The organism is Anaerococcus senegalensis JC48, assembly GCF_000321005.1.
In the GTDB taxonomy this organism is placed as follows: Bacteria; Bacillota; Clostridia; order Tissierellales; family Peptoniphilaceae; genus Anaerococcus; species Anaerococcus senegalensis.
On the sequence record NZ_HE578907.1, the window covers coordinates 114,666 to 141,597 of the forward strand.

Consider the following 26,932-nt stretch of genomic DNA (forward strand, 5'->3'; position numbering starts at 1 on the left):
CTCCGATTTTTATAATTTTTTTGATTATAATTAGTTTAGCTATTTTAATCTTTAATTTTTTTAAACATGATTATTTCAAAATTTCTCAAGTCTATATAAAAGGAAATAAGATTTTATCAGACGAACAAATATTAAAAGGTTTAAATAATCCTATAGGTAAAAATATAATTTTGTATGACGAAGAAGAAAGCATAGATAAATTAAAAAAAGATGAGATAATTAAAAGTGTTAAAATTGAAAAAAAGATGCCAGATGAAATTATAGTTAAAGTTAAAGAAGAATATCCATATATGTACACTAACTATAAAAAAGAAAAATATATAGTTACAAATAATGGAAAAGTTTTAGATAAAACTGATAAGCTCAGTAATAGTAGTTTAATAAAACTAAAATTATCAAAAAATAAACCTAAAATAGGCAATAAGTTTACTGATGATAAAAAAATTTTGGATTTTATTATTTTATTACAAAAGCTAAAACATAGTAAAGACATAAAAGAAATAGACTTGGAAAACTATAATGATATTGGTATAATAATAAAAGATATTCAGATTAATTTCGGAGATTTAAAAAATTATAAGTACAAATTGAAATTACTTGATTCAGTTTTAAAAGATATAGACAATAAAAAAATAAAAGCATATACTATTAGTCTTGATAAGGGCAAGAATCCAGTAGTTGAAGTTGAAGAAAATAGTCTTGACGAAAAAGATGAAAATAATTAAAAATATTATTCTTAATGAAACGGGGGAGTAAGATGGCAAATATCAATATGGAAGTAGAAAATAACGCCTTAGCCAAAATTAAAGTTATTGGAGTAGGTGGAGGTGGAAATAATGCAATAAGCAGAATGAGAGAGGGTGGCCTTTCTGGTGTAGAATTTATTGCATTAAATACTGATCTTCAAACTTTAAATGAAGCAAATGCTGATATAAAATTACAAATCGGAGCAAAGCTTACAAGAGGACTTGGTGCTGGAGCAAATCCAGAAATTGGTGAAAAAGCTGCTGAAGAAAGTGAGTCAGAAATAGATGAATCACTTAAGGGAGCAGATATGGTATTTATCACTGCTGGAATGGGTGGTGGAACTGGTACTGGTGCAGCCCCTGTTGTAGCTAGAAAAGCAAAGGAACAAGGAATCCTTACAGTAGGTGTAGTAACTCGTCCTTTTACATTTGAAGGTAGAAAAAGACAAACATCTGCAGAAGGTGGAATTGAAGCTTTAAAAGAAAGTGTTGATACATTAATTACAATACCAAATGATAGACTTTTACAAATAGTTGAAAAGAGAACATCAATGGTAGAAGCCTTCAAAATGGCTGACCAAGTACTTATGGATGCTGTAAGTGGTATTTCAGAACTTATAGCTATACCAAATGTAATTAACCTTGACTTTGCTGATGTAAAATCAATAATGTCAGATCAAGGAATTGCTCATATGGGAATTGGTAGAGCCAGTGGTGAAAATAGGGCAGTTGACGCAGCAAAAGCAGCTGTAAATTCTCCACTACTTGAAACATCTATTGAAGGAGCTAATGCTGTATTATTAAATGTAACAGCAGCAGAAGTTGGTCTAATGGAAGCAAATGAAGCAGCAGAATTAATCAGAGATCACATCGATTCAGATGCAAATATCATTTTTGGTGTAGGTAGCGATGAATCACTAGGCGATGATATTAAGATTACTGTAATTGCTACAGGATTTGACCAAGATAGTCAAAAAAGAAGAGAATCAATGGAAACTAGAAGACCTTCACAAAATACAAGTCAGAGACCTGCACAAAGAAGTCAAAAATCTTCAAACCCATTTGACGATATAGATCTACCAGATTTCTTAAAATAAAATGAAATGTCCATATTGTGACTCAAATGACACAAAAGTTATAGATTCTAGAGCTACAGAAGATAATCACGCTATTAGAAGAAGAAGACTTTGCCAGACTTGCAATAAGAGATTTTCAACTTACGAAAGATATGAAGATCAAACGGTGATGGTTGTAAAAAAAGATAACACAAGAGAATCATTTGATAGGGCAAAACTTATAAACGGTATTGTAAAATCTTGTGAAAAAAGACCAGTAAGTATGGATCAAATAGAAAAAATTGCTGATGATATAGAAGTATCTATCAATCATATAGGTAAAAAGGAAATATCATCATCAAGTATTGGTAAATTTGTCATGGAACATCTAAAAAAGTTGGATCCTGTTGCATATGTAAGATTTGCTTCAGTTTACAGAGAGTTTAAAGATGTTGAGAGTTTCTATAAAGAGATCAAAAATTTAGAAAATGATTAGATAATTTAGGGCTTTTGCAAAAATGAATTTGTTTTAATTTTCATAGAAGTCAAATAAAAATATAAAAAACATTCTTATAAATTTTTATTTGACTATAATTTTGAAAATTGATTTATTCATAATGCAATAGTCCTTTTTTTGAAAGAAGTGAAAAAATGGATTTATTCGAACTTAATAAACAAAGACAATTAGAGAAATCAGCACCTTTAGCTGATAGGATGAGACCTGAAAATATTGAAGATTTTTTGGGACAAGATCACCTATTGGCAGAAGGCAAAATCATAAGAAGAATGATAAAATCCGATAGGATTTATTCTTCTATTTTTTATGGTCCTCCTGGAGTTGGGAAAACTACCCTTGCAAGAATTATTTCAAAATCCACAAATATGGCCTTTGAGAAAGTATCTGCAGTTGCTAGTGGAATAAGTGATTTAAAGAAAAAAATTCAAATAGCTAAAGATAATTTAAAATTTGAAAATAAAAAAACTATATTGTTTATAGATGAGATTCATAGATTTAATAAGAGTCAACAAGATTATTTGCTTCCTTTTGTTGAAGATTCTACAATAATTTTAATTGGAGCTACAACAGAAAATCCATATTTTGAAGTAAATAAAGCATTAATATCAAGAATGTATATATTTGAATTGAAAGCACATACTAATGAAGACTTGCATAAATTAATAGATATGGCTTTATCAAGAGATAAAGTTTTACAAAATAAAAATATAAAAATTGAAGAGGATGCAAGAGATACCTTAGTTAAATTTTCAAATGGAGATTGTAGGGCCTTATTAAATGCTTTAGAAATTGCTATATTTTCACAAGAGGATAAAGAAGGTATAATAGTAGTTGATCGAAAAAGTATCTTAAATTCTATTCAAAAAAAGATTTCAATTTATGATAGAGATGGGGATAGACATTATGATACTATTTCTGCTTTTATAAAATCTATGAGAGGATCTGATCCTGATGCTGCTATTTTTTATTTGGCAAAAATGTTAAATAGTGGCGAAGATATTAAATTTATAGCAAGAAGGATGATTATTTTTGCATCAGAAGATATTTCCTTGGCTGATCCTTATGCCTTAAGTCTTGCTACAAATACTTTTACTGCTATAGATACTGTAGGAATGCCAGAAGCTAGAATTATTTTAGCTCAAACTTGTATTTATTTATCTTTAGCAAAAAAGAATAATTCAACATATCTTGCCATTAATAAGGCAATGGATTTTGTGAAAAATGAAAAGGATCTGGAAGTTCCCAACAAACTGAAAGATACACATTATAAGGGGAGTAAAAATCTTGTGAAAGATACTTATTTATACCCACATGATTATAATGGTTATGTAGAGCAAGATTACCTGCCAGATGGATTTGTAAAAGAAAAATTTTATAAATCAAAAGATATAGGTTATGAAAAAATACTTAGTGAAAATTTAGAAAAAATAAAGAGAGGAAATGAGGATGAAATTATCAGAGATTAAAAAAGATGTAGAAAAATACATTGATCAAGAAGTTACAGTAGAGGGCTGGATAAGACAAGCTAGATTTACAAAAAATGTTGGCTTTATTGAATTAAATGATGGAACAATATTTAAAAATTTACAAATTGTTGTAGGAAAAGACTTAGAAAATTTTGGGGATTTACAAAAAGAACACTTATCAGCTTCCTTAAAAGTAGTTGGTAAACTTGTAAAAACTAATAATGCTAAGCAAGCCTATGAACTTCAAGCTAATAAAGTAGAAGTTTTAGGTCATAGTGATGAGAAGTTTCCAATTCAAAAACAAAAACAATCTCTTGAATATATGAGAACTATTCCTCATTTAAGAGTTAGAACCAATACTTATAGGGCTGTTTTTAGATTAAGATCAAAACTTGCTTATGCTCTTCATAAATTCTTCCAAGAAAGAGAATTTATTTACTTAAATGCACCATTAATTACTGCATCAGATACAGAAGGTGCTGGGGAAATGTTCCAAGTTACAACTCAAGATTTAGATAAACCAAATCTCGACAAAGAAGGTAAGGTTGACTATACAAAAGATTTCTTTGGCAAAAAATCATATTTAACTGTATCAGGACAACTTGAAGCAGAAGATTACGCATTAGCTCTTTCAAATATTTATACTTTTGGTCCAACATTTAGGGCTGAAGAGTCAAATACTCCAAGACATGCTGCAGAATTTTGGATGCTTGAACCAGAACTTGCTTTTGCAGATTATAATGTCTGCATGGATGTGGCTGAAGATATGATGAAATATATGATTGAATATGTTTTAGAAAATTGTAAGGATGAAATTGAATTTTTCAATGAAAGAGTTGATGATACTTTGATTGAAAGACTTACAAAGGTTAAAAATGCTAAATTTGCAAGAATTACCTATACAGATGCAATTGAAAAATTAAAAAATGCTGATGTAGATTTTGAATATCCAGTAGAATGGGGAATTGATCTTCAAACTGAACATGAAAGATACTTATCAGAAAAAATAGTTGATGGTCCAGTTTTTGTTACAGATTATCCAAAAGATATTAAAGCATTTTATATGAGAAGAAATTCAGACGGAAAAACTGTGGCAGCTTTTGATATGCTAGTTCCTGCTGTAGGAGAGCTTATAGGTGGAAGTCAAAGAGAAGAAAGATATGACGAGCTTGTAAAATCTATGGAAGATAATGGTTTGAAAATTGAAGAATATCAAAATTATCTAGATTTAAGAAAATATGGAACAGTTGTTCATTCAGGATATGGTCTTGGATTTGAAAGAGCTGTAATGTATCTTACAGGAATGAAAAATATTCGTGACGTTATCCCTTATCCAAGAACAGTTAACTCTTTTGCATCAAAAAATTAAGGAGAAAATATGAGAGAATATAATCCAAATGCCATTGAAAAAAAATGGCAAAAAATATGGGATGAAGAAGAAACATTTAAATCAGAACTTGATAGAGATAAGAAAAAATTCTATCCTTTGGTAGAATTTCCTTACCCATCTGGTCAAGGTCTTCATGTTGGTCATCCAAGACCATATACAGCTTTAGATATAGTAGCTAGGAAAAGAAGACTTGAAGGAGAAAATGTAATTTATCCAATGGGATGGGATGCTTTTGGTCTCCCAACAGAAAATTATGCTATAAAAAATCATATTCATCCTTCAATTGTTACAAAAGATAATATAAATAATTTTAAAGGTCAAATGAAATCAATAGGATTTTCTTTTGATTGGTCCAAAGAAGTTAACACAACAGATCCAAATTATTACAAATGGACTCAATGGATTTTCATTCAATTATATAAACATGGACTTGCCTATAAAAAAGAAATGCCAGTAAACTGGTGCCCATCATGTAAAGTTGGTCTTGCAAACGAAGAAGTTGTTGATGGAAAATGTGAAAGATGTGGGTCAGAAGTTACACATAAAGTTAAAAATCAATGGATGTTAAAGATTACAGAATATGCAGATAGACTTATTGATGATTTGGATGAAGTTGATTATGAAGAAAAAATAAAAACTCAACAAAAAAATTGGATTGGAAGAAGTCACGGAGCAGAAATTAATTTTTCTTTAAAAGATAAAGATTACAAATTAAATGTCTATACAACTAGACCTGATACAATTTTTGGGGCAACTTATATGGTAATTGCACCAGAACATCCTATGCTTAAAGAATTTAAAGATGAGATTAAAAATTTAGACCAAGTAAAAGATTATCAAGATTTTGCTAAGAAAAAATCAGATTTTGAAAGAAGCGAGCTTACTAAAGAAAAAACAGGTGTAAAACTTGATGGAATTTCTGCTATAAATCCATTAAATGGAAAAGAAATTCCAATTTGGATTTCTGATTATGTTTTAATTTCTTATGGAACAGGAGCTATTATGGCAGTTCCTGCACATGATGAAAGAGATTTTGAATTTGCACAAAAATTTGAAATGCCAGTTATACCTGTAATTGATACAGGTGATGAAGATTTACCAACAACTTCAATTGACAAGGGACTTTTGATAAATTCAGATTTTCTAAATGGATTAAGTGTTGCAGATGCCAAAAAGAAAATAATAGAATTTGTTGAAGAGAAAAATCTTGGTTCAGCTAAGGTAAATTATAAATTAAGAGATTGGGTATTTTCTAGACAAAGATATTGGGGTGAACCAATCCCAATGATTTATTGTGAAGAACATGGATGGGTTGCTGAAAAAGAAGAAAATCTTCCAATAAAATTGCCTGATGTTGATTCTTATGAAGTTACTGATGATGGAGAAAGTCCACTTTCCAAAATAGATGAATTTGTAAATACTACTTGCCCAATTTGTGGAAAGCCTGCAAAAAGGGAAACTGACACTATGCCACAATGGGCAGGATCTTCTTGGTATTATTTAAGATATATTGATCCAAATAATAGTGAAGACTTAGCTAGTAAAGAAAAATTAGATTATTACACACCTGTTGATTGGTACAATGGGGGAATGGAACATACTACCCTTCACTTATTATATTCAAGATTTTGGCATAAATTTTTATATGATTTGGGAAAAGTTCCTACTAAAGAACCATATCAAAAAAGAACTTCTCACGGAATGATTTTGGGAGAAGATCACCAAAAAATGTCAAAATCTAGAGGAAATGTTGTAAATCCTGATGATATTGTAAGAGATTATGGAGCAGATACTTTAAGAGCCTATGAAATGTTTATTGGTGATTTTAGGTCAACAGCTCCTTGGTCAGATGAAGGCGTTAAAGGTTGTAGAAAATATTTGGAAAGAGTATTTAATCTTTATGATTTAGTAGAAGATGGTGATGAATATACTAAAGAAATTGAAATTTTAATTAATCAAACTATTAAAAAAGTTTCTGAAGACTATGAATCACTAAAATATAATACGGCAATTGCTGCTCTTATGAGCCTATTAAATGAGATGAGAAATATTGGAAAAATTACTAAAAAAGATTATAGAACTTATTTAATTTTATTAAATCCAGTAGCTCCACATTTAACTGAAGAATTATGGGAAGAAATTGGTTTTGAAGGACAATTAAATCAAACTTCATGGCCTAAATATGATGAAAATAAACTAGAATTTGATTCAATAGAACTTCCTGTTCAAGTAAATGGAAAAGTTAGAGCAACAATTAAAATTTCAAAAGATGCAGACCAAGAAGATGCAGTAACTAGCGCAGAAAATGATCAAAATATTCAAAAATATATAGATGGTAAAAATGTATTTAAGGTAATTTATGTACCAGGAAAAATATTAAATTTACTTGTAAAATAAAAAATAAGGCTCTTGCAAATGCAAGGGCCTTTTAAATATATGTCGATTTTTGGATTGTTGAAATTATTTTTCTTAGCTTATCCGATGTATCAATTTCAGAAAAAGAAATATTTTTAATTTCACTAATCACTTTTATATTATTTTTTGTAAAATTTTTATAGTCAGATCCAGTAATAAAATCAATTAAAAGAGTTTCATCTATTTTTTCAACTGTAAGAACAAAAATGCCTTGTAAATACTTTGTATTATTATGGTATACTCCGGAATTAAAATCCTTGTCAAAACCTTTGATTTCAACAAAATCCCTATCCTTATTAATTTTTAATCCCAAATCTATCAATTTATTAAATAAGCTTAAAAAATCATCTATTGAAAAATTCTCATAAAAATTTGAAACCTTAATTTGAGAATAATTGTCTTTTATTCTTAAAGTAAGGTCTTTGTTGTTATAATATTTTAAAAATAAAGATTTAAAAATAAAAAAAGCTGTGTTATAATCCATATTTTTAAGTCTTATGTCCTTATCAAAACTAAGCTTAACAGAAGATGATTTTATTTTATTATTTATTGTATGTATCAAATTTCCATTAATAAATCTTATATGACTAACTTCATTTCCTGAAATTCTTGGATTTTCATCCAAAAGATATGGAGAAGTTGGCATAAAAATACTCCTATCCAAAATTATCTTTGTATTTTTTCCTTCATTTTTTGTCTTAATAATTTTGGAATCAATTTTATTTAATTGTGGATGACTAATATATAATAAATCATTCATAAAATTACCTCTAATTTATTATATCATATGTTATAATAAATTCAGGAGAATCTTATGAGAAAAAGTTTGTTTTTTTTACTTATTTCTTTATTAGCTGGTATTGGTGTATTCACTTTTTTTGAAACCTATAATTTTTTCTTTGTTATTATAGGTTTATTTGTGTGTGGAATTTTTCTTTTTATAAGAAAATCTATTTTTTCTTATATTTTTCTTGGTTTTTCTTTAGGGATTTTTCTTGGAAGTTTTTCTTTTAATTCTTATAAACTTGATAATTATGATAATTTGAATTTAAATCTTATCATAGTGGATAAGGATAAAAATCAAGATTTTAATATATATTATGTAAAATCCTGTAATGAAAAGGCAAAAATCAATGAAAAATCTTCTTTTACTAGTGAGAAAAATTTCCAAATAGGTGAGATGTTAAAGGCTGACTGTGAAATTTCTTTGCATAACACTAATACTAATCCCTTTATATTTTCTTATAGGAAATATTTGCTTTCTAAAAAGATTAAGTCTAAACTTGAAATAAAATCTTATAAAATTTTAGGCTATTCATCATCTATATTTTTAAAAATAAAAAGGACTTTTAGAGCATATATAGACAAAATTTTTGGAGAAAATTTATCAAAAGAATCTTTTTTGTTTATAAAATCTGTCATACTTTCTGAAAGATTTGATGATAGGGAAGTTTTGAATAAAATAGGTCTTTCCCACATTTTGGCAATTTCTGGACTTCATATAGACTTAATACTCACTTTATTATTATTTTTGCTTATAAAATCTGGGATTTCTTTTAAATACGCCTATCCTATTTCTTTAGGATTTTGCTTTTTTTATGGATATTTAATTTCATTTCCCTTTTCTGTTATTAGGGTTATTTTAATGTATTCTTTTTCTTACTTAGCATTTTTGTTAAAAAAAGGAAGAGATATGTATAAAAATCTTATAGTTTCAATGCTTTTGATCATGATTTTTAATCCCTTTGCCATTTTTAATTCAGGATTTTTTCTTTCTTTTTTAGCAGGATTTGCGATTTATGTAGTTTATCCAAGTCTTGTAAGAGGAAAAAAATATTCATATCTAAAGAAAAGTTTTATTTTTACATTGACTTTACAAGTTACTTTAGCTTTTCATGTAATTTATTATTATGGATTTTTCAATTTATTAAGCTTTTTTGCTAACTTTTTAGTAATACCTATTTTTACTATAGCTATGTATATAATTTTTGGAATTATTATTTTATATCCAATTTTAGGAGAATTTTTGGGAATTTTATTTTATATTTTAGATTTTTTAATAGGGTCTATTTTAAATATAGTTAGCTTTTTGTCTTCCTTTTCAATTTTTAGCCTAGAATTTCCAAAAGAGTCAATTTTAATTTGTTTTTATTATTTAATACTTTTGTTTATTATTGTAAGATTTAAAAATAAAAAATTAAAAGCAAAAAATTTTTTAGCTATATCAATTTTTATAGTAATTTTTTCTATTATTAGTGATAACAAAAAGGCAATTTCTTTTGAAATGGTAGATATTGGTCAGGGGGATTTTTTTATTTTGGAAGATGGCAAAGATGTGTATTTATTTGATTGTGGGGAAGTTTCTTTTAAAAATTATTCTTCAAGTGAAAAAATTGCCATCCCTTACTTAAAATCCAAGGGAGTTAAAAAAATCAAGGCTATGTTTGTATCTCATGAGGACAAAGATCATATGGGTAGTATTGAAAAACTTAAAAATAATTTCGAACTTGGACCTATTATTTCAAATAAGTATAATAAAAACCTAGGAAAAATTCATTCTTTTAAGGAAATGAAAGAGGGAGATGTTTATAAGGGGAAAAATTTTATAGTTAGGAATTTAAAAAATTTTGATGGAAAAGAAAATGAAAATTCTATGCCACTTTTAATTGAGATTAATGGTTTTAAAATTTTAACTATGGGGGATTTACCAAAAGATAAGGAAGAAATTATAGCGAGAGATATAGATATATTGAAAGTTTCTCATCATGGTTCAAAATTTTCTACGTCAAAAAAATTTATAAAAATGACAAGTCCTGATCTTGCTCTTATTTCTGCAGGAAGAAAAAATAATTATGGACACCCATCAAAAGAAGTTTTAGAAAATTTAAATAATATAGAAATTTGTAACAGTCAAACAGATGGTTATTGTCAAATTGACTTTTACAAAAATTCATTTAAGGTAAAAAAATATGTTAAAGGAGGATTTTTTAGATGAATTATAAGGAATTTATGACTGATTTATTTAAAAAAAATACAAGAGGAATTTATCTAATTGATTCTAAAGAAGAATATTTAAAGGAAACAATAATAGACCAATCTAAGGATATGATTTCTTTCCCAGATTTTAATTATATTGATATTAAAGGAAAAAAGAGCTTAGAAGAGATAAAAACAGCCATGGATACCTATCCTATAATGGAAGATAAAAAAGTTCTTATTTGGAGAAATATTAACTTATCAAAAAATTCTATAAAAGAATATGATGAAATTTGCCAACTTTTGATAGATGATGCTCAAAACGTACCAGAATTTTTGACTTTAATAATAATTTCAGAAGAAAATGTATTTAAAGGAAAATTTTATAAGACTATAAAAAAATATGGAAATATTGTTGAAATTGATAGGTTAAATAACAATGAATTAGTTTCTTTTATAGGAAAAAGATTTGTAAAAAATAAAAAGAAAATTAAAAAAGCATATATAAATGAAATTATAGATAGATTTTCTTATTTAAACAAAAATTCACAAATAGATCTTTACGAAGTTATAAATACAGTTGATAAAATAATAGCTAATTCTGATAAAATTGAAGTTTCCATAGAGGATGTACATGACCAATTGGATAAAATTTTAGATTTAAATATTTTTAATTTAACAGATACTTTATCAGTCAGGGACACAAAATCTGCTATGAATACATATTTATATATGGCAAAGGATATGGATGAAATTTTTAAGATATTCCATATGATAGTTAGGCATATAAGAAATTTGATAGGAATAAAAGTGCTATTGAAGGATTCGTACAATGATTCTTTTATACAAAAATCTTTGGGAATTTCAAGTTATGAACTTAGAAAAGATAAGGGATTTATAAGAAATTTTACATTAAATGAATTATTTGATATTCAAGAATTTTTATATAATTGTGACTTAAAACAAAAAAGTCAAGACTTTAATATGAATTTAAATATGTTAATCTTAATAGAAAAATTTTCTAAATAAAAAAATCGACTCATTCTAATCTTGGCGACTTATCTAAGTCGCAAGTTTGAATGAACCGACTAAAAATTAAGCATTTAATGAATTTAATTTTTTAGCTAATCTTGAAGTTGTTCTACTAGCTTGATTTTTGTGAATAATGTTTTTAGCTGCTGCTTGTTTTACTTTTTTATCAACAGTTTTGAAAAGTTCATTAGCTTTTTCGCTATCTTTATTTTCAATAGCTTCTTCAAATTTTTTAACGTAAGTTTTTATTTCAGATTTTGCTGATTTATTTCTAGCAGTTTGTTTTTTTGTTACATCAATTCTTTTGATTGCTGATTTAATATTTGCCATTTTTTCACCCCCAATTTATATCGACTGATTTATTTTACCACAAAATAAGCTTAATTACAAATATTTATATTTTATTAAAATTAAAATATTTGGAACTTTTGTGATATTCGTTTATAATTATAAAATGAAAGAGGTGTAATATGACAGAAAAATCTAATGATCTAGAATTTCTTGATTGGATAAAAACTATTCTTCTAGCTTTAGCTGTTGCTTTTTTTATAAAGATATTTGTAATGGATGCAACAAAAGTTGAAGGAAATTCTATGTTAAATACTTTACATAGTGGCGATATGCTTTTTGTTGACAAAGTTTCAAAACATTTCAAAGGATATGAAAGAGGAGATATTGTAATAATTGAAGCTCCTGACCAAAAAGATACTTTATATATAAAAAGAATTGTAGGCATGCCTGGAGATAATATTGAAGTAAAAAATGGCAGCGTATATGTTAACGGTGAAGTTTATGAGGAAAATTATATAAATAGCGAAGAAACTCTAACAACAAATGAAAATTCTTCATGGGAAGTTAAAGATGGGGAATATTTTGTTATGGGAGATAATAGACTACCAAATGCTAGCAATGATTCTAGAAATTTTGGACCAATATCTAGTGAAAAAATTATTGGACATGCATTTTTAAGATTTTTCCCAATTTATGATATAGGATTTGTAGATAAGGAAAACAGACAATGAAAAGAAAAGAGCATATAAGAAATTTCTCAATAATTGCTCACATTGATCATGGCAAGTCAACTTTAGCTGATAGACTTATTGAAAAAACTCAGTCTGTTGCAAAACGTGAAATAAATGATCAAATGTTAGATAGTATGGAACTTGAGCAAGAACGAGGAATCACTATCAAATTAAAATCTGTAAAGTTAAAATATAAGGCCAAAGATGGAGATACTTATGATCTAAATTTAATAGATACCCCAGGTCATGTTGACTTTACTTATGAAGTTTCAAGATCTTTAAAAGCTTGTGAAGGAGCAATTTTAGTTGTTGATGCATCTCAAGGAGTAGAAGCTCAAACTCTAGCAAATACTTATCTTGCTTTAGAACAAGATTTAGAAATTTTACCAGTATTAAATAAAATTGATCTTCCAAGTGCAAGAGTTGATGAAACAAAAGAAGAAATTGAAAATCAAATTGGACTAGAAACAGAAAATATTCCTTTAGTTTCAGCAAAAACTGGACTAAATATTGATGATGTATTGGAAGATATAATTAAAAATGTTCCAGCACCAGAAGATCATGATGATAAACCATTAAAAGCTTTAATTTTTGATTCATATTATGATTCATACAGGGGAGTAATTTGCTATGTAAGAATTTTTGAAGGAAGTGTAAAAGCTGGTGATGAAATTTTGATGATGGCAAGTGGTAAATCTTATGAAGTTACTGCTGTAGGTTATACTATGAAAAATAGAATCGAAACCAAAGATTTAAAAAGTGGAGATGTAGGTTTTATTGAGGCAAGCATTAAAGATATTAGAAATGCTAGAGTTGGTGATACAATAACCTTAAAAAATAATCCAACTCAAGATCCACTTTCAGGATACAAAGAAGTTTTGCCTATGGTATATTCAGGAATTTATCCTGCTGAGGGCGAATCATTTAATAAATTAAAAGATTCTTTGGAAAAGCTTCAAGTAAATGATGCATCTTTAGTTTTTGAACAAGAAAACTCCCAAGCCTTGGGCGTTGGACTAAGATGTGGATTTTTGGGACTTTTGCATATGGATATTATTACCGAAAGACTTGAAAGAGAATATGATTTGGATATTATTGCCACAGCTCCTTCAGTAATTTATAGGGTAAAAACAAAAGGTCACGAAGAGAAAAAATTAGAAAATCCTAACGATTTTCCGCCTCCATCAGAAATAGAATATGTAAAAGAACCTATAACAATTTCAGAAATTATGACACCAAAAGAATATATTGGACCAGTTATGGAACTTGCCCAATCAAGGCGAGGAGAGTTAATTGATATGTCATATATTGATGAAAATAGGGTTTTAATAAAATATAAAATTCCTTTAAATGAAGTAATCTATAACTTTTTTGATTCTTTAAAATCAAGATCAAAAGGTTATGCATCACTGGATTATGAAGTTGTAGATTACGAGATAAGTAATCTAATAAAACTTGATATAAAAATCAATGAAGATAAAGTTGATGCACTATCAACAGTGGTTCACAAAGATTTTGCCTATCAAAGGGGAAGATCAATTGTAGAAAAATTGAAAGAACAAATTCCAAGACAACAATTTGCAATTCCAATCCAAGCTACAATTGATTCAAAAGTTATAGCAAGAGAAACTGTAAAAGCTTTGAGAAAAGATGTAATTGCAAAATGTTATGGTGGAGATATATCAAGAAAGAAAAAACTTCTAGAAAAACAAAAAGAAGGAAAGAAAAGAATGAGACAACTAGGAAGTGTACAAATTCCACAAGATGCTTTCCTTGCTGTTTTGAAATATGATGATGAATAAAAGTTAGGGTAGGTCCTAACTTTTTATTTTTGAAAAATTTAAGGAGTACATATGGAAAAAATTGGAATTTATATTCATATTCCTTTTTGTAAGAAAAAATGTTTTTATTGCGATTTTACTGCTTTTCCAAATTTAGAATCTAGGATTGATTCATATTTTGAAAATTTAAAAAAAGAAATAAAATTATACCAAAAAAATATGGATGTAAAAGTCGATTCCATTTATATTGGAGGCGGTACTCCAACTTATGTTGATTATAAATATATAGGAGAAATTGTTGATTTACTTAAAAAATTTGATTTAAGTCAAGTAAAAGAATTTACAATTGAAGCAAATCCAAATTCCTTAACTTTAGAAAAATTAAAAGTCTATAAGAATTTTGGAATAAATAGGATTTCACTAGGTGTTCAGTCTTTTGATGATGTGGTTTTAAAAAAAATTGGAAGAGACCATAACAAAGAAATTGTACTTAAAGATATAGAAAATATCAGGAAAGCTGGATTTGATAATCTTTCATTAGATATGATTTTAAATCTCCCTGGTGGAAATTTTTCTTCTATAAAAAAAGATTTGGATTTAATTAAAAAAATAAAACCAGAACATTTGTCTTATTATTCATTAATTCTTGAAAAAGGTTCATATTTTTATAATCTTTATAAAAAAGATAAACTAAAACTTATGGATGATGACTTAGAAAGAGATATATTTTCCTATATTGAAGAATATTTAAAAATAATGGGACTAAATAGGTATGAAATTTCTAATTTTTCCAAAAAGGGCTTTGAATCTTACCACAACAAAAAATACTGGTCAGAAGGAGGATACCTTGCTTTTGGACTAGGAGCATCAGGATTTTTGTCTAATTTAAGATATAATAACGTAAAAAATTTTGTAAAATATGAAAAATTAATTAATGAAGAGAAATATCCAATAGAAGAAAAAGAATTTATTTCAGAAGATGAAAGAGAAAAAGAATATATAATTTTTAAATTAAGAGAAACTGAAGGAATTAATTTGAAAGAATATAAAAAACTTTTTGGTAAGTCTATTTTAGAAAAATATAGTAAGATCATTGAAAAATACTATAAGCTCGGGTACTTTGATATAGGTGAAAATTTAAAGTTTACTCACAAAGGTTTTGATTTATCAAATGAATTTTATATTGAAATAATATAACTTGCAAAAAGAAATTTAGCTAGTATATTATAATTAGCAGTCAGATAAATGGAGTGCTAAATGAGGTGAAAATAATGAACGAGAGAAAAAAAATGATACTCTTTTCCATTATAAACTCATACATTAATCTTGGAGAGCCTATTGGTTCTAAGTCATTACTTAATGAATATTCACTAGATATTTCGTCTGCAACAATTAGAAATGAGATGAGCACTCTTGAAAAGATGGGACTTTTGGAAAAAGCCCACACATCTGGAGGAAGATTCCCATCAGATAAAGGTTACAGACTTTATGTTGATAATCTATTAGAAAATTCATTAAATATTAAAGAAAATGAAGATTTGGAAAAAATTCTTGATAAAAGATATGGCAATGTGTCAAAGATTGTGGAGACTGCAACACTACTTCTTTCAAAGATGACAAAACTTACAGCTGTTTCTTACACTATTAGAAATAATATTACTAAGGTAATAAATTTAGAACTTTTAAAAATTGATTCTAACATGCTTTTGTTTATTGTTGTATATGATAATGGAAGTATTATAAGCGATAGAATTTATATGATTGATGAAATTAGTGATGATGAGTTGATAAAAATTTCTACTAGCTTAAAAGCAAGTATAGAAGGTGAAAGTTTAAAAGATATTTCTAATGTTTTTGATAGGTTAAAGAAAAATGGCTTTGAAAAATACGAGAATTTGTTAGATATTTTAGAGAAAAAGATAAATAATGATTCTTTAAGTGATTTGACAAAAGAAGTAATAATAAAAGGACTGGGTAATATTTTTAATTTCAAAGAATTTGAAGATCCAATTAAGGCTAAAGAGTTTATTAAGATATTCGATAGTAAAGAAAGAATCTGGGAATTGATTGAAAATTCTGACAGTGATTTAAAAGTTACTATTGGTGATGAAAATGAGATAAATGAATTGAAAGATAATACAATCATAACTTCACATTTTAATTATGACAAAGACATTGTAGGCCAAATTGGAATTATAGGACTTACAAGAATTGATTATAAGGAAGTTATTTCTGACATCAAATTAATATCAGATTTACTTAGCAAATAATAAGGTAGGTGTTTAAGGTGGACAATGAAAAAAAGCATGATGAAAATGTTGAAAATACTGAAAATATAGATGAAGAATTAGAAGAAATTGATGCTGAAATAGTTGATGAAGATGGTAATGTAGAAGAAGATTTATCAAATGATGATAATGAATATAAAGAAAAATACCAAAGACTTTTAGCAGATTTTACAAATTTCAAAAAAAGAGAAGAAAAAGCAAGGGCTGATTTTAAAAAGTTTGCTTCATCAAATTTAATCGAAGAACTTTTACCAGTTTTAGATAATTTTGATAGGGCACTTAAAGATAAAGACCAAGAAGATTCTTTTATTCAAGGAATAATAATGACAAGAGATTCTTTATGGAAAGTTTTGGAAAAAGAAGGACTTGAAGAAATTGAATCTGATGGAGTAGAATTTGATCCAAATCTCCATCACGCTTTTCAAACTGAAGAAAACGAAGATTTTAAATCAAATTATATTATAGAAACCTATCAAAAAGGATACAAACTAAATGATAGAGTAATTAGACCAAGCATGGTTAAAGTTGCAAAATAGGAGGAAAATATTATGGCAAAAATTATAGGAATTGACTTAGGAACAACAAACTCAGCAGTTGCCGTTATGGAAGGTGGGGATTCAACTATTATCCCAAATACTGAAGGAAATAGAACAACACCATCAGTTGTAGCTTTTACAAAAGATGGAGAAAGACTTGTTGGAGAAACTGCAAAAAGACAAGCAATAACAAATCCTGATAGAACCATCTCATCAATAAAAAGAGAAATGGGAACAGATTATAAAACTAGTGAAATTGATGGGAATTCTTATACACCAGAAGAAGTATCTGCAATGATTTTACAAAAATTAAAATCAGATGCAGAAAGTTATTTAAATGATACAGTTACTGATGCTGTAATTACAGTTCCAGCTTATTTTACAGATGCTCAAAGACAAGCTACAAAAGACGCTGGAAAAATTGCAGGCTTAAATGTAAAAAGAATTATAAACGAACCAACAGCAGCAGCTCTTGCATACGGAATGGATAAAGAAACTGACCAATCAAAAATCATGGTTTATGACCTTGGTGGTGGTACATTTGATGTTTCAATTCTTGAAGTAGGAGATGGAGTATTTGAAGTATTATCTACAAGAGGAAACAATAAACTAGGTGGAGACGACTTTGATAACAGATTAGTTGATTATTTAGCAGCAGAATTTAAAAAAGATACTGGTGTTGACTTGACAAAAGATCTTACTGCTATGCAAAGATTAAAAGATGCAGCAGAAAAAGCTAAAAAAGAATTATCATCTACAAAAACAACTAATGTAAATCTACCATTTATTACAGCTGTTGATGGACAACCAGTTCACTTAGACATTACAGTTACAAGAGCAAAATTTGATGAATTAACTCACGATCTTGTAGAAGCTACAAGAGGACCAGTTGAAGATGCTCTTAAAGATGCTTCTTTATCATCAAGTGATATAGAAAAAGTATTGCTTGTTGGTGGATCATCAAGAATTCCAGCAGTTCAAGATTTAGTTAAAAATATAATTGGAAAAGAACCACAAAGAGATATAAACCCAGACGAATGTGTTGCACTTGGTGCTGCAATTCAAGGTGGAGTTTTAACAGGAGAAGTTAAAGACTTATTGCTTCTTGATGTTACACCACTTTCTCTAGGAATTGAAACTCTTGGTGGAGTTGCTACAAAATTAATTGAAAGAAACACAACAATCCCAACTAAAAAATCTCAAATCTTTACAACAGCTGCAGACGGACAAACAGATGTAGATATTCACGTTGTACAAGGTGAAAGAGAAATGGCAGCAGACAATACTACACTTGGTAGATTCCAATTAACAGGAATTCCTGCAGCAAGACGTGGTGTTCCACAAATCGAAGTTACCTTTGATATAGATGCAAATGGTATTGTTAATGTATCAGCAAAAGACCAAGGTAGTGGAAAAGAACAAAAAATTACAATTACTTCATCAACAAACTTAACTGAAGAAGAAATTGATAAAAAAGTAAAAGAAGCTGAAAAATTTGCTGATGATGATAAAAAGAAAAAAGAAGGTATTGAAGTTAAAAATAATGCAGAATCTTTAGTTTACCAAGCAAGGAAAACTTTAGAAGAAGCAAAAGTTGAAGGAAACGAAAAAGATAAGATTGAAGAAAAAATCAAAGATCTTGAAGCAAGCATTAAAGCTGACAATACTGAAGATATCAAAGCAAAAACAGAAGCTCTACAACAAGAAATTTATTCAATGAGTGAAGCAATGTATAAAAACGCCCAAGCAAATCAAGAAGGTCAAAATGCTGGAAAAGCAGATGACGATGTAGTAGATGCTGATTATGAAGTAGTAGATGATGACGAAGAATAAAAATAAATAAAATTTAAAGAATAGGAGGCTTTGCTTCTTATTCTTTATTTTTATTTTAAATTTTAAAATATAATTTAATTTTTTTATCAAAGTGGTATAATAGTTGAGCTTAGATAAAAAAATAAAATTATAAATTAAGATTAGGACAAATAAATTAGCAATAATTTATTTTTTTTATATTGGAGGATAAATGAAAGACCCATATGAATTATTAGAAGTTGACAGGAACGTCAGCGATTCTGAATTGAAAAGAAAATATAGGAAACTTGCAAAAAAATATCATCCAGATTTAAATCCAGATGATGATAAGGCTCAAGAAAAATTCAAAGAAATTTCTGAAGCTTATGAAATTTTATCTGATCCACAAAAAAAACGTCAATATGACACTTATGGAGCTGCTGCCTTTGAAAATGGTGGAGGTGCTGGCGGATTTTCTGGTGGTTTTGGTGGATTTGATGATATATTTGGTGATTTATTTGGAGATATATTTTCACAAGGAAAAAGCCAACAAAGAAAAAGAGCCAGAAAAGGATCAGATATTCAACAAGTTGTAAAATTGACTTTCAAAGAATCTGCTTTCGGAATTTCTAAAGAAATTCAAGTAAGAAGAGAAGTTGAATGTGAAACTTGTCATGGAAAAGGTGCAAAAGATGAAAGTAAAATAAAAACTTGCCCTAAGTGTAATGGAACGGGCGTTATAAATAATGTAAGTCAAACTCCATTTGGGACAGTTTCTCGTCAAACAACTTGTGATAATTGTCATGGTACTGGAGAAATAATTGAGGAAAAATGTCCAGATTGTAATGGCAGCGGTAGAAAAATTAAAAATGAAAAAATAAAAATTGATATACCAGCTGGAGTAGAAAATGATTCTGTAATGAGAGTTGTTGGAAAAGGAAATGCTGGTGAAAATGGTGGATCTTATGGAGATTTATATATAATCTTAAAAGTTGAAGAACACGAAATTTTCAAAAGAGATGGACTTGATATTTACTATGAAATGCCAATTTCATTTACAACTGCAGCTCTTGGTGGAAACATAGACATTCCAACTTTAACTACTACCCAAGAATATCACATACCGGCAGGAACTCAAACTGGAAGTAAATTTAGGATAAAAAATGAGGGAATAAAATCAGATAGAACAAAAAGACAAGGTGATCTTTATTTCTATGTAAAAGTTGTTACCCCAACAAAACTATCCAAGTCTCAAAAAGAAAAATTAAAAGAATTTTCAGAAATTTCTGGCGATATGGTAAAAGAAGATAAGAACTTTTTTGAAAAATTGAAGGATTTGTTTGATTAATGAATAAAACATTTAATATTAAAACCCTAGGCTGTAAGGTTAACCAATATGAATCTGAAGCCATTGAAGAATTATTCAAAAAAAGAGGTTTTGAAAAAAAAGAAGATAATGCTGATATTTATGTTATAAATACTTGTACTGTAACAAATATGAGCGATAGAAAATCTAGACAGACAATATCAAAAGCTAGAAAAGAAAATAAGGATGCAATTATTGCAGTTATTGGTTGTTATTCCCAAGTTAAGGGAGATGAAGTAAAAGAAATTGAAGGCGTTGATATTGTTTTAGGATCAAGAAATAAAGAAGAAGTAGTGGATCTTTGTGAGAATTTTATAAATGACCATGTAAAAACTAAAGATGTAGAAGAATTTAAAATAGGTGAATCTATTGAAGATTTAGAAATTTCTAACCAAACTGATATGACTCGTGCATATATAAAAATTCAAGATGGTTGCAATATGTACTGTTCTTATTGTTTAATTCCATATGCAAGGGGAAATATTGCATCAAGGGATTTAGTATCAATAATTGATGAGGCAAAAAGGTTAAGAGATAATGGATTTAAAGAAATTGTTCTTACAGGAATTCATGTCGCAAGTTATGGAAAAGATTTGGATTTAAATATTTCCTTGATAGATGTAATAGAACATATTGCTAAAATTGATGGAATTGAAAGAATTAGACTTTCTTCAATGGAGCCAAGACATATTGACATGGAATTTTTACAAAGAATGAAAGATTGTAAAAAAGCATGTGATCATTTCCATTTATCTCTTCAATCAGGATCTGATGATATACTAAAACTTATGAATAGAAAATATGATACAAAAATTTTCAAGGAAAAAGTCGATTTGATTAGGGAGTATTTTCCAAATGCAGGTTTAACTACAGATATTATAGTAGGTTTTCCATATGAAAGTGAAAAAAATCACGAACAAACAAAAGAATTTGTTAGAGATATCAAGTTTTCCAAGACCCATCTTTTTAAATATTCTAAAAGAGATGGAACCAAAGCTGCTAGTATGAAAAATCAAGTTGATGGAAACACTAAAAAAAGAAGGTCTAAAGAATTATCTAAAATTGAAAAGAAAAATTCTCACGAATTTTTGGATAAACAAATAGGAAAAACTTTATCAGTTTTATTTGAAACAAAAACTGAACTTGAAGGATACAAATCAGGTTATTCAACAAATTATCTAAGAGTTCATACAAAAGATAAGGTAGGAATAAATAAAATTAAAAATATAAAAATCACCCAAAGAATAGATGATTATTTGATTGGTGAAATTGTAGATTAAGTCGGCATAAGCTGGCTTTTTTATTAAAAATTATGAATTATGTATACTTTTAATCATGTTTGAATATATTTATCAATTATTTTATAATTTAGATGAATTAATATTATACATAAGGAGGTAATATGGTATTATTTTTTGTAGGTCTTGCTATCCTTATTTTTGGAGGAATCATTTATTCAAAAGTTGTTGAAAGTCAATTTCAACCTGATGATAGAGAAACTCCAGCTGTAAGAAAGGCTGACGGTATTGATTATGTAACGATGAGTAAAAAGAAAAATTGGCTAATAAATTTGTTAAATATTGCAGGAACTGGACCAATTCTTGGACCAATACAAGGTATTTTATTTGGACCAATTGCATTTTTAGCAATTCCTTTAGGATGTGTTTTTTCTGGAGCTGTCCATGATTATGCAACTGGTATGATTTCGATGAGAAATGGTGGAAGCCAAGTTCCAAAATTAGTTGGAAAATATTTGGGAACAAATGTTAAAAGATTTTATAATATAGTTATTGCAATCTTATTGCTTTTAACTGGGACAGTTTTTGTTTATACACCAGGAGATTTGATTGCTAATGATATTATGGGTCTTGATCCAAATTCAAATGTTATTTGGATAATCTACGGCACAATCTTTATTTATTACATACTTTCAACAGTTTTACCTATTGATAAATTAATTGGAAGAATATATCCATTATTTGGGGCTTTTTTGCTTATATCATCAATTGGTGTTTTTGTAGGAATTATTTTTAAGGGTCTTTCTAATCTTCAATTTGATGGCTACGGATTATTTTATGATCATCCAGGTGGACAAAAATTTATTCCTTCATTTTTTATAACAGTAGCCTGTGGTATTCTTTCAGGATTTCATGGTTCTCAAGTAACTCTAGTTTCAAGAACTGTTTCTAAAGAAAAAGAAGCAATGGGAACATTTTATTCTACAATGATTACAGAAGGTTTTATAGCTATGATTTGGGCAGCTGGTGCTTTGGTTTTATTTTCATCAGGAAAAGCTGCTTTGGATACTGCAGGAACTTTGATGGTTGGACAAATTTCTAGAACTTTCATGGGATCAATTGGTGGTTATTTGGCAATAATTGGCGTAATAGCTCTTCCTATTACTAGTGGCGATACAGCATTTAGATCACTTAGATTAATTGTTTCTGAAGAATTAAATATTGACCAAAAATCTGGTGTAAAAAGAGCTTCAGTTGCAGCAGTTTTATTCGTACCCGCAATAATTATTCTTGTATTTGCAAAATCTAATCCTAATGGATTCAATATTTTATGGAGATATTTTGGATTTACAAATCAATTTGTAGCTATTTTTGCTTTAGGTGTGGCAACAACATATTTAATTACAAAAAACAAAAATTATTTAATGACTTTGATTCCAGGAATTTTTTATGCATTTATTGTATTTTCATTTATTATAAGTGCAAAAGAGATTGGTTTTGGTCTTGATTTAAAAATTTCATATATATTAGGGGCAATAATTGCTGTTTTATATGGAGTATTTATAGTAAAAAATGCAAATAAAAGAAGAAACGAAATCAAAAATATTGTATTAGATTAATTCATAAAAAGATCGGTAATTCCGGTCTTTTTTTAATAAAAAAAACCATCAATGATGGTAAAATTGGAGCTGGAAACAGGACTTGAACCCGCAACCTTTTGTTTACGATACAATTGCTCTACCGATTGAGCTATTCCAGCATATACTTATATTATACAAAAATTAATTATTTATTCAATTAACATAGATTTCTAATTTATTTAGATTTTTGGTATAATGACTAAAAGGTGGTAATATGAATAATTTAAATTATGATGCAATTTATGGTGTTTTAAATGAAATTAACTTACCCTTAGTAATTATTGCTATTCTAGTTGGTTTGGTTGTTTTATTTTTGATATCTAAAATTTTGATTAAATTAGGGATTTTTTTATTAGTAATTACCTTTTTATTTGATATGATAATTAAGGTAATCCCTATTGATATATATGGAAATTTTCCAACTATAAAGTTAATTATATTAGTAATGTATGTTTTAGGATTTGTGATTTTTGCCTATAAAAATATTAAAAGATTAATAAAAAATAAAAAGAAAAAAGAACTTTTTAAAGATAAAAAACAAGTAAATAAAGAAAATTCTAAAAATAATCCAATAAAAAGATTCTTTTCTTATACAGGATCTCTTCCATTTTTATTGATGCTTATCCTAAATCTATTTAATCCAGGAGATGGTCTTTACAAAAACATTTTAAATTTACTAACAAGTTTATCATTTTTGTTTATGATTTTTACAACCTTATATAATACTTATAAAAATGTTGATAAAATGAAAGAAAATAAAGGTAGGATGAGATTTGATGATTTGAATATTCCTTTTAAGAAAAAATCCCCTAATATCAGTAAAAATTCTGATAGAAAGATCTTGAAAAAAGAAAATGAAAAAAATCAAAAATATAATGAAGAGTTAGATGATATAGATAAAACTCAAACTAAAAGATTAAATTTAAATGATATAGAAAGTGAAATTAATAAAGAAAAATTTGACCATATAGACTTAGATGATTTTAAAGACAATATGGATCAAAGTGATTTGATAAATCTTATAAATAATAAAAATAATAAACTTACTACAATGATTTCTCTTACAAATTTGTCTAATGGAGTAAAAAAATCATACAAATCTAATAAATGCATTGCAGATATTAGACAAGATAAGGAATTTAAGGTTGATTTGGAATTTGAAAATTATAATGATTACGATTATGGAAGATTTATTGACTTATTGTTAGATTATTCAAAAAATAGGTCAAAATATAAATTCCAATTAGATTTAATTCCTCAAAAGGCTCAAAATTCTAAGGTGGTTTTCTATGATCCATCAAATTTGTATGAACTTAATAGAGATTTTGGTGATAAATTTCAAGGTAGAACAATTTCTATGAATTTCCCAAAATACAAAATAAATTATATAACTGAAAATTAATATTTCTCCTTAGATCTTTGTGATTTAAGGAGATTTTTTCATTTTATTAAAATAGAGTATAATGTATTTATATTTAAGAAAATATTTTGATTTAAAAATATAGGAATTTTCCTATATTTTTGTAATTTAAGATGAAATAGTGAGGTAGTAATGGAAATATCAAAAATTCTTTCAGAAGAATTATCTATAAATGAAAAAAGCGTAGATGAGGTTATAAAATTATTGGATGAAGGCTCTACTGTCGCTTTTATTGCAAGATATAGAAAAGAAAAAACAAATGGTTTAAAAGATACAGAAATTAGAGAAATTGAAAGTGGCCTAACAAGGCTTAGAAATTTTCAAAAAAGAAAAGAAGAAATTCTAACATCCTTAGAAAATCAAGATAAACTTGATGATGATTTAAAAGAAAAAATTAATTTAGCTAAAACTTTGACAGAACTTGAAGATATATATGCACCTTTTAAGAAAAAAGAAAAACTAGAGCTGACAAGGCAAAAGAATTAGGACTAATGGAACTTTTGGATGAAATTTTAATGAATGCTAAAAGTGAAGAAGATAGTCATGAAATAGCAAAAAAATACATAAAAGAAGGTATTGATAACGAAGAAGATGCTATAGATAAATCTTTAGATATTTTGGCAGAAGATGTGGCCAATAATATAGATGCAAAAAATATTATAAGAAGAGATGGACTCGTTAGAGCAAGAATTTTGGCAGAAAAAAAAGAAGATGAAGATTTAACCTATGAAAATTATTATGATTTTAATGAAAAAATTAAAAATCTAAAGCCTTTTCAAATTTTAGCCTTAAATAGAGCAGAAAAAAATAATGATTTGACTGTTAAATTAGAATTTACAGATAATTATAATTTAACTTTAATAAAAAATCTTTATAAATCTAATAATGATTATACAGAAAATTTGATAAAAAAAGCTATAGAAGATTCATATAAGAGGCTTTTAATCCCAACCATAACAACTGAAATAAAAAATAAATTAACTGAAAAAGCAGAAGAAGAATCAATAAAAGTTTTTTCAAAAAATCTAAAACCATATATTTTGCAAAGACCAATTAAAGATAAAAATATAATAGGCCTTGATCCTGGATATAGAACTGGTTGTAAGGTTGCAGTAATCGATAAGCATGGAAAATATTTAGATCAAGCAGTAATTTATCCAGTAAAACCTCACTCAAAGGAAAGAGAAGCAATTGATCTTTTGAAAAAATTTATAAAAAATTATAATGTTGATATTATTGCCTTGGGAAATGCGACTGCAAGTAGAGAAACAGAAGCTGTCGTAAATAAATTATTAAAAGAAGTTGAAGGAGTTTCCTATGCAATTGTAAACGAAGCTGGAGCCTCAGTTTATTCAGCATCAAAACTAGGTGAAGAAGAATTTCCAGATTTGGATGTTACAATAAGAGGAGCAGTTTCAATGGCAAGAAGACTCCAAGATCCAATGGCAGAGCTTGTAAAAATAGATCCAAAACATTTAGGAGTTGGCCAATATCAACATGATATAAATCAAAAAAAATTGGATGATGAACTTGAAAAAGTAGTTGAAGATAGTGTAAATGAAGTTGGAGTAAATATAAATAATGCATCTTACAAATTATTATCCTATGTTTCAGGACTAAATTTAAATCTAGCCAAAAGAATTGAAGAGGATTTTAAGAATGGACAAATAATTGAAAGACGTGATTTAAAAAAAGTTAAAGGTCTTGGAGATAAAACATATAAAATGGCAGCTGGATTTTTGAGATTTCCAGATTCACCAAACTTTTTAGACAATACTGCAGTCCATCCAGAAAGTTATAAAATAGCAAAAAAACTTGTAGATTATGATTTGGAAAATATAAATTTAGAACAATGTGCAAGCAATCTTGATGTTGGAGTATTAACATTAGAAGATATAATAGATGAGTTAAAAAAACCAGGACGTGATCCAAGGGATGAACTTCCAGAAGTTATTACAAAAAGTGAAGTTTTATCAATCGATGATTTAAATGATGGCGACATATTAGAAGGAACAGTAAGAAATATTACTGAATTTGGATGTTTTGTAGATATTGGAGTTGGAATTGATGGCCTTGTTCATATTTCAAATATGAGTGATAAATTTATAAAAGATCCTAATGAGATTGTTACAAATTCTGATATAATAAAAGTAAAAGTAATCGAAATCGATAAAAAAAGAGAAAGAATAGGTTTATCGATGAAAAATATTAAGGAGTAAAAAATGTTTGATTTTTTTAAAAAGAAAAAAAGGA

Annotated in this window: 20 protein-coding genes, 1 tRNA gene and 1 pseudogene; 19 read left to right on the top strand and 3 right to left on the bottom strand. The window is 27.6% G+C overall.

Annotated features, from left to right (window positions below):
* The first annotated feature begins 20 nt into the window (after positions 1-20).
* The 6 genes from ASHG_RS00680 (at position 21) to leuS (ending at position 7,571) form a co-directional block, all read left to right on the top strand.
* Positions 21-725, top strand: coding sequence for a cell division protein FtsQ/DivIB (locus ASHG_RS00680; protein ID WP_244264215.1), 705 nt, complete (start codon positions 21-23; stop codon positions 723-725).
* A gap of 32 nt (positions 726-757) precedes the next feature.
* Positions 758-1,843, top strand: coding sequence for a cell division protein FtsZ (gene ftsZ / locus ASHG_RS00685; RefSeq protein WP_040396825.1), 1,086 nt, complete (start codon positions 758-760; stop codon positions 1,841-1,843).
* Between the two features lies 1 nt (position 1,844).
* Positions 1,845-2,297 (top strand): transcriptional regulator NrdR, encoded by a 453-nt coding sequence (gene nrdR, locus ASHG_RS00690; protein WP_040396826.1) that lies wholly within the window; start codon positions 1,845-1,847, stop codon positions 2,295-2,297.
* 155 nt (positions 2,298-2,452) lie between these two features.
* Positions 2,453-3,784 carry a replication-associated recombination protein A gene (locus ASHG_RS00695; RefSeq protein ID WP_040396828.1) on the top strand — a complete coding sequence of 444 codons (1,332 nt, stop codon included), beginning with the start codon at positions 2,453-2,455 and terminating at the stop codon, positions 3,782-3,784.
* A complete protein-coding gene (gene asnS, locus ASHG_RS00700; RefSeq protein ID WP_040396829.1) occupies positions 3,765-5,153 on the top strand; it encodes an asparagine--tRNA ligase in 1,389 nt (462 codons plus the stop codon). The genes ASHG_RS00695 and asnS overlap by 20 nt, the downstream gene beginning before the upstream one ends.
* Before the next feature lie 9 nt (positions 5,154-5,162).
* A complete protein-coding gene (gene leuS / locus ASHG_RS00705) occupies positions 5,163-7,571 on the top strand; it encodes a leucine--tRNA ligase (RefSeq protein WP_040396831.1) in 2,409 nt (802 codons plus the stop codon).
* 31 nt (positions 7,572-7,602) lie between these two features.
* On the opposite strand, the gene ASHG_RS00710 is transcribed toward leuS, so the two are convergent.
* Positions 7,603-8,349, bottom strand: coding sequence for an alanyl-tRNA editing protein (locus ASHG_RS00710; protein ID WP_040396832.1), 747 nt, complete (start codon positions 8,347-8,349; stop codon positions 7,603-7,605).
* A gap of 54 nt (positions 8,350-8,403) precedes the next feature.
* On the opposite strand from ASHG_RS00710, the gene ASHG_RS00715 reads away from it, so the two are divergent.
* Both ASHG_RS00715 and holA read left to right on the top strand, forming a co-directional pair.
* Positions 8,404-10,584, top strand: coding sequence for a DNA internalization-related competence protein ComEC/Rec2 (locus tag ASHG_RS00715; RefSeq protein ID WP_040396834.1), 2,181 nt, complete (start codon positions 8,404-8,406; stop codon positions 10,582-10,584).
* Positions 10,581-11,594 carry a DNA polymerase III subunit delta gene (gene holA, locus ASHG_RS00720; RefSeq protein ID WP_040396835.1) on the top strand — a complete coding sequence of 338 codons (1,014 nt, stop codon included), beginning with the start codon at positions 10,581-10,583 and terminating at the stop codon, positions 11,592-11,594. The genes ASHG_RS00715 and holA overlap by 4 nt, the downstream gene beginning before the upstream one ends.
* A gap of 66 nt (positions 11,595-11,660) precedes the next feature.
* On the opposite strand, the gene rpsT is transcribed toward holA, so the two are convergent.
* Complete coding sequence (rpsT, locus tag ASHG_RS00725) at positions 11,661-11,927, bottom strand: 30S ribosomal protein S20 (RefSeq protein WP_040396837.1); 267 nt, start codon at positions 11,925-11,927, stop codon at positions 11,661-11,663.
* 140 nt (positions 11,928-12,067) lie between these two features.
* On the opposite strand from rpsT, the gene lepB reads away from it, so the two are divergent.
* The 9 genes from lepB to ASHG_RS00770 all read left to right on the top strand — a co-directional run bounded on the left by lepB (position 12,068) and on the right by ASHG_RS00770 (position 23,238).
* Entirely contained in the window at positions 12,068-12,619 is a 552-nt protein-coding gene (gene lepB, locus ASHG_RS00730; protein ID WP_040396839.1) for a signal peptidase I, read from the top strand.
* Positions 12,616-14,421: a translation elongation factor 4 gene (gene lepA, locus ASHG_RS00735; RefSeq protein WP_040396841.1), complete on the top strand. Its 1,806-nt coding sequence runs from the start codon at positions 12,616-12,618 to the stop codon at positions 14,419-14,421. Before lepB ends, lepA begins: the two co-directional genes overlap by 4 nt.
* Before the next feature lie 51 nt (positions 14,422-14,472).
* Positions 14,473-15,597: a radical SAM family heme chaperone HemW gene (gene hemW / locus ASHG_RS00740; RefSeq protein WP_040396843.1), complete on the top strand. Its 1,125-nt coding sequence runs from the start codon at positions 14,473-14,475 to the stop codon at positions 15,595-15,597.
* Positions 15,598-15,671: 74 nt separating this feature from the next.
* Complete coding sequence (gene hrcA / locus ASHG_RS00745; protein WP_040396845.1) at positions 15,672-16,670, top strand: heat-inducible transcriptional repressor HrcA; 999 nt, start codon at positions 15,672-15,674, stop codon at positions 16,668-16,670.
* A gap of 17 nt (positions 16,671-16,687) precedes the next feature.
* A complete protein-coding gene (gene grpE, locus ASHG_RS00750; protein WP_040396847.1) occupies positions 16,688-17,224 on the top strand; it encodes a nucleotide exchange factor GrpE in 537 nt (178 codons plus the stop codon).
* 12 nt (positions 17,225-17,236) lie between these two features.
* Positions 17,237-19,057 (top strand): molecular chaperone DnaK, encoded by a 1,821-nt coding sequence (gene dnaK, locus ASHG_RS00755; protein WP_040396848.1) that lies wholly within the window; start codon positions 17,237-17,239, stop codon positions 19,055-19,057.
* A gap of 190 nt (positions 19,058-19,247) precedes the next feature.
* Positions 19,248-20,363, top strand: coding sequence for a molecular chaperone DnaJ (gene dnaJ / locus ASHG_RS00760; protein WP_040396851.1), 1,116 nt, complete (start codon positions 19,248-19,250; stop codon positions 20,361-20,363).
* Positions 20,363-21,661, top strand: a complete 1,299-nt coding sequence (mtaB, locus tag ASHG_RS00765; protein WP_040396853.1) for a tRNA (N(6)-L-threonylcarbamoyladenosine(37)-C(2))-methylthiotransferase MtaB — start codon at positions 20,363-20,365, stop codon at positions 21,659-21,661. The genes dnaJ and mtaB overlap by 1 nt, the downstream gene beginning before the upstream one ends.
* Positions 21,662-21,783: 122 nt before the next feature.
* Positions 21,784-23,238: a carbon starvation CstA family protein gene (locus tag ASHG_RS00770; protein WP_040396855.1), complete on the top strand. Its 1,455-nt coding sequence runs from the start codon at positions 21,784-21,786 to the stop codon at positions 23,236-23,238.
* Positions 23,239-23,302: 64 nt separating this feature from the next.
* Here ASHG_RS00770 and ASHG_RS00775 read toward each other — a convergent pair.
* A tRNA-Thr gene (locus tag ASHG_RS00775) sits at positions 23,303-23,378 on the bottom strand.
* A gap of 95 nt (positions 23,379-23,473) precedes the next feature.
* On the opposite strand from ASHG_RS00775, the gene ASHG_RS00780 reads away from it, so the two are divergent.
* Positions 23,474-24,661, top strand: coding sequence for a hypothetical protein (locus tag ASHG_RS00780; protein WP_040396856.1), 1,188 nt, complete (start codon positions 23,474-23,476; stop codon positions 24,659-24,661).
* Positions 24,662-24,811: 150 nt separating this feature from the next.
* A pseudogene (locus ASHG_RS00785) lies at positions 24,812-26,898 on the top strand (Tex-like N-terminal domain-containing protein).
* Positions 26,899-26,932: the final 34 nt, after the last annotated feature.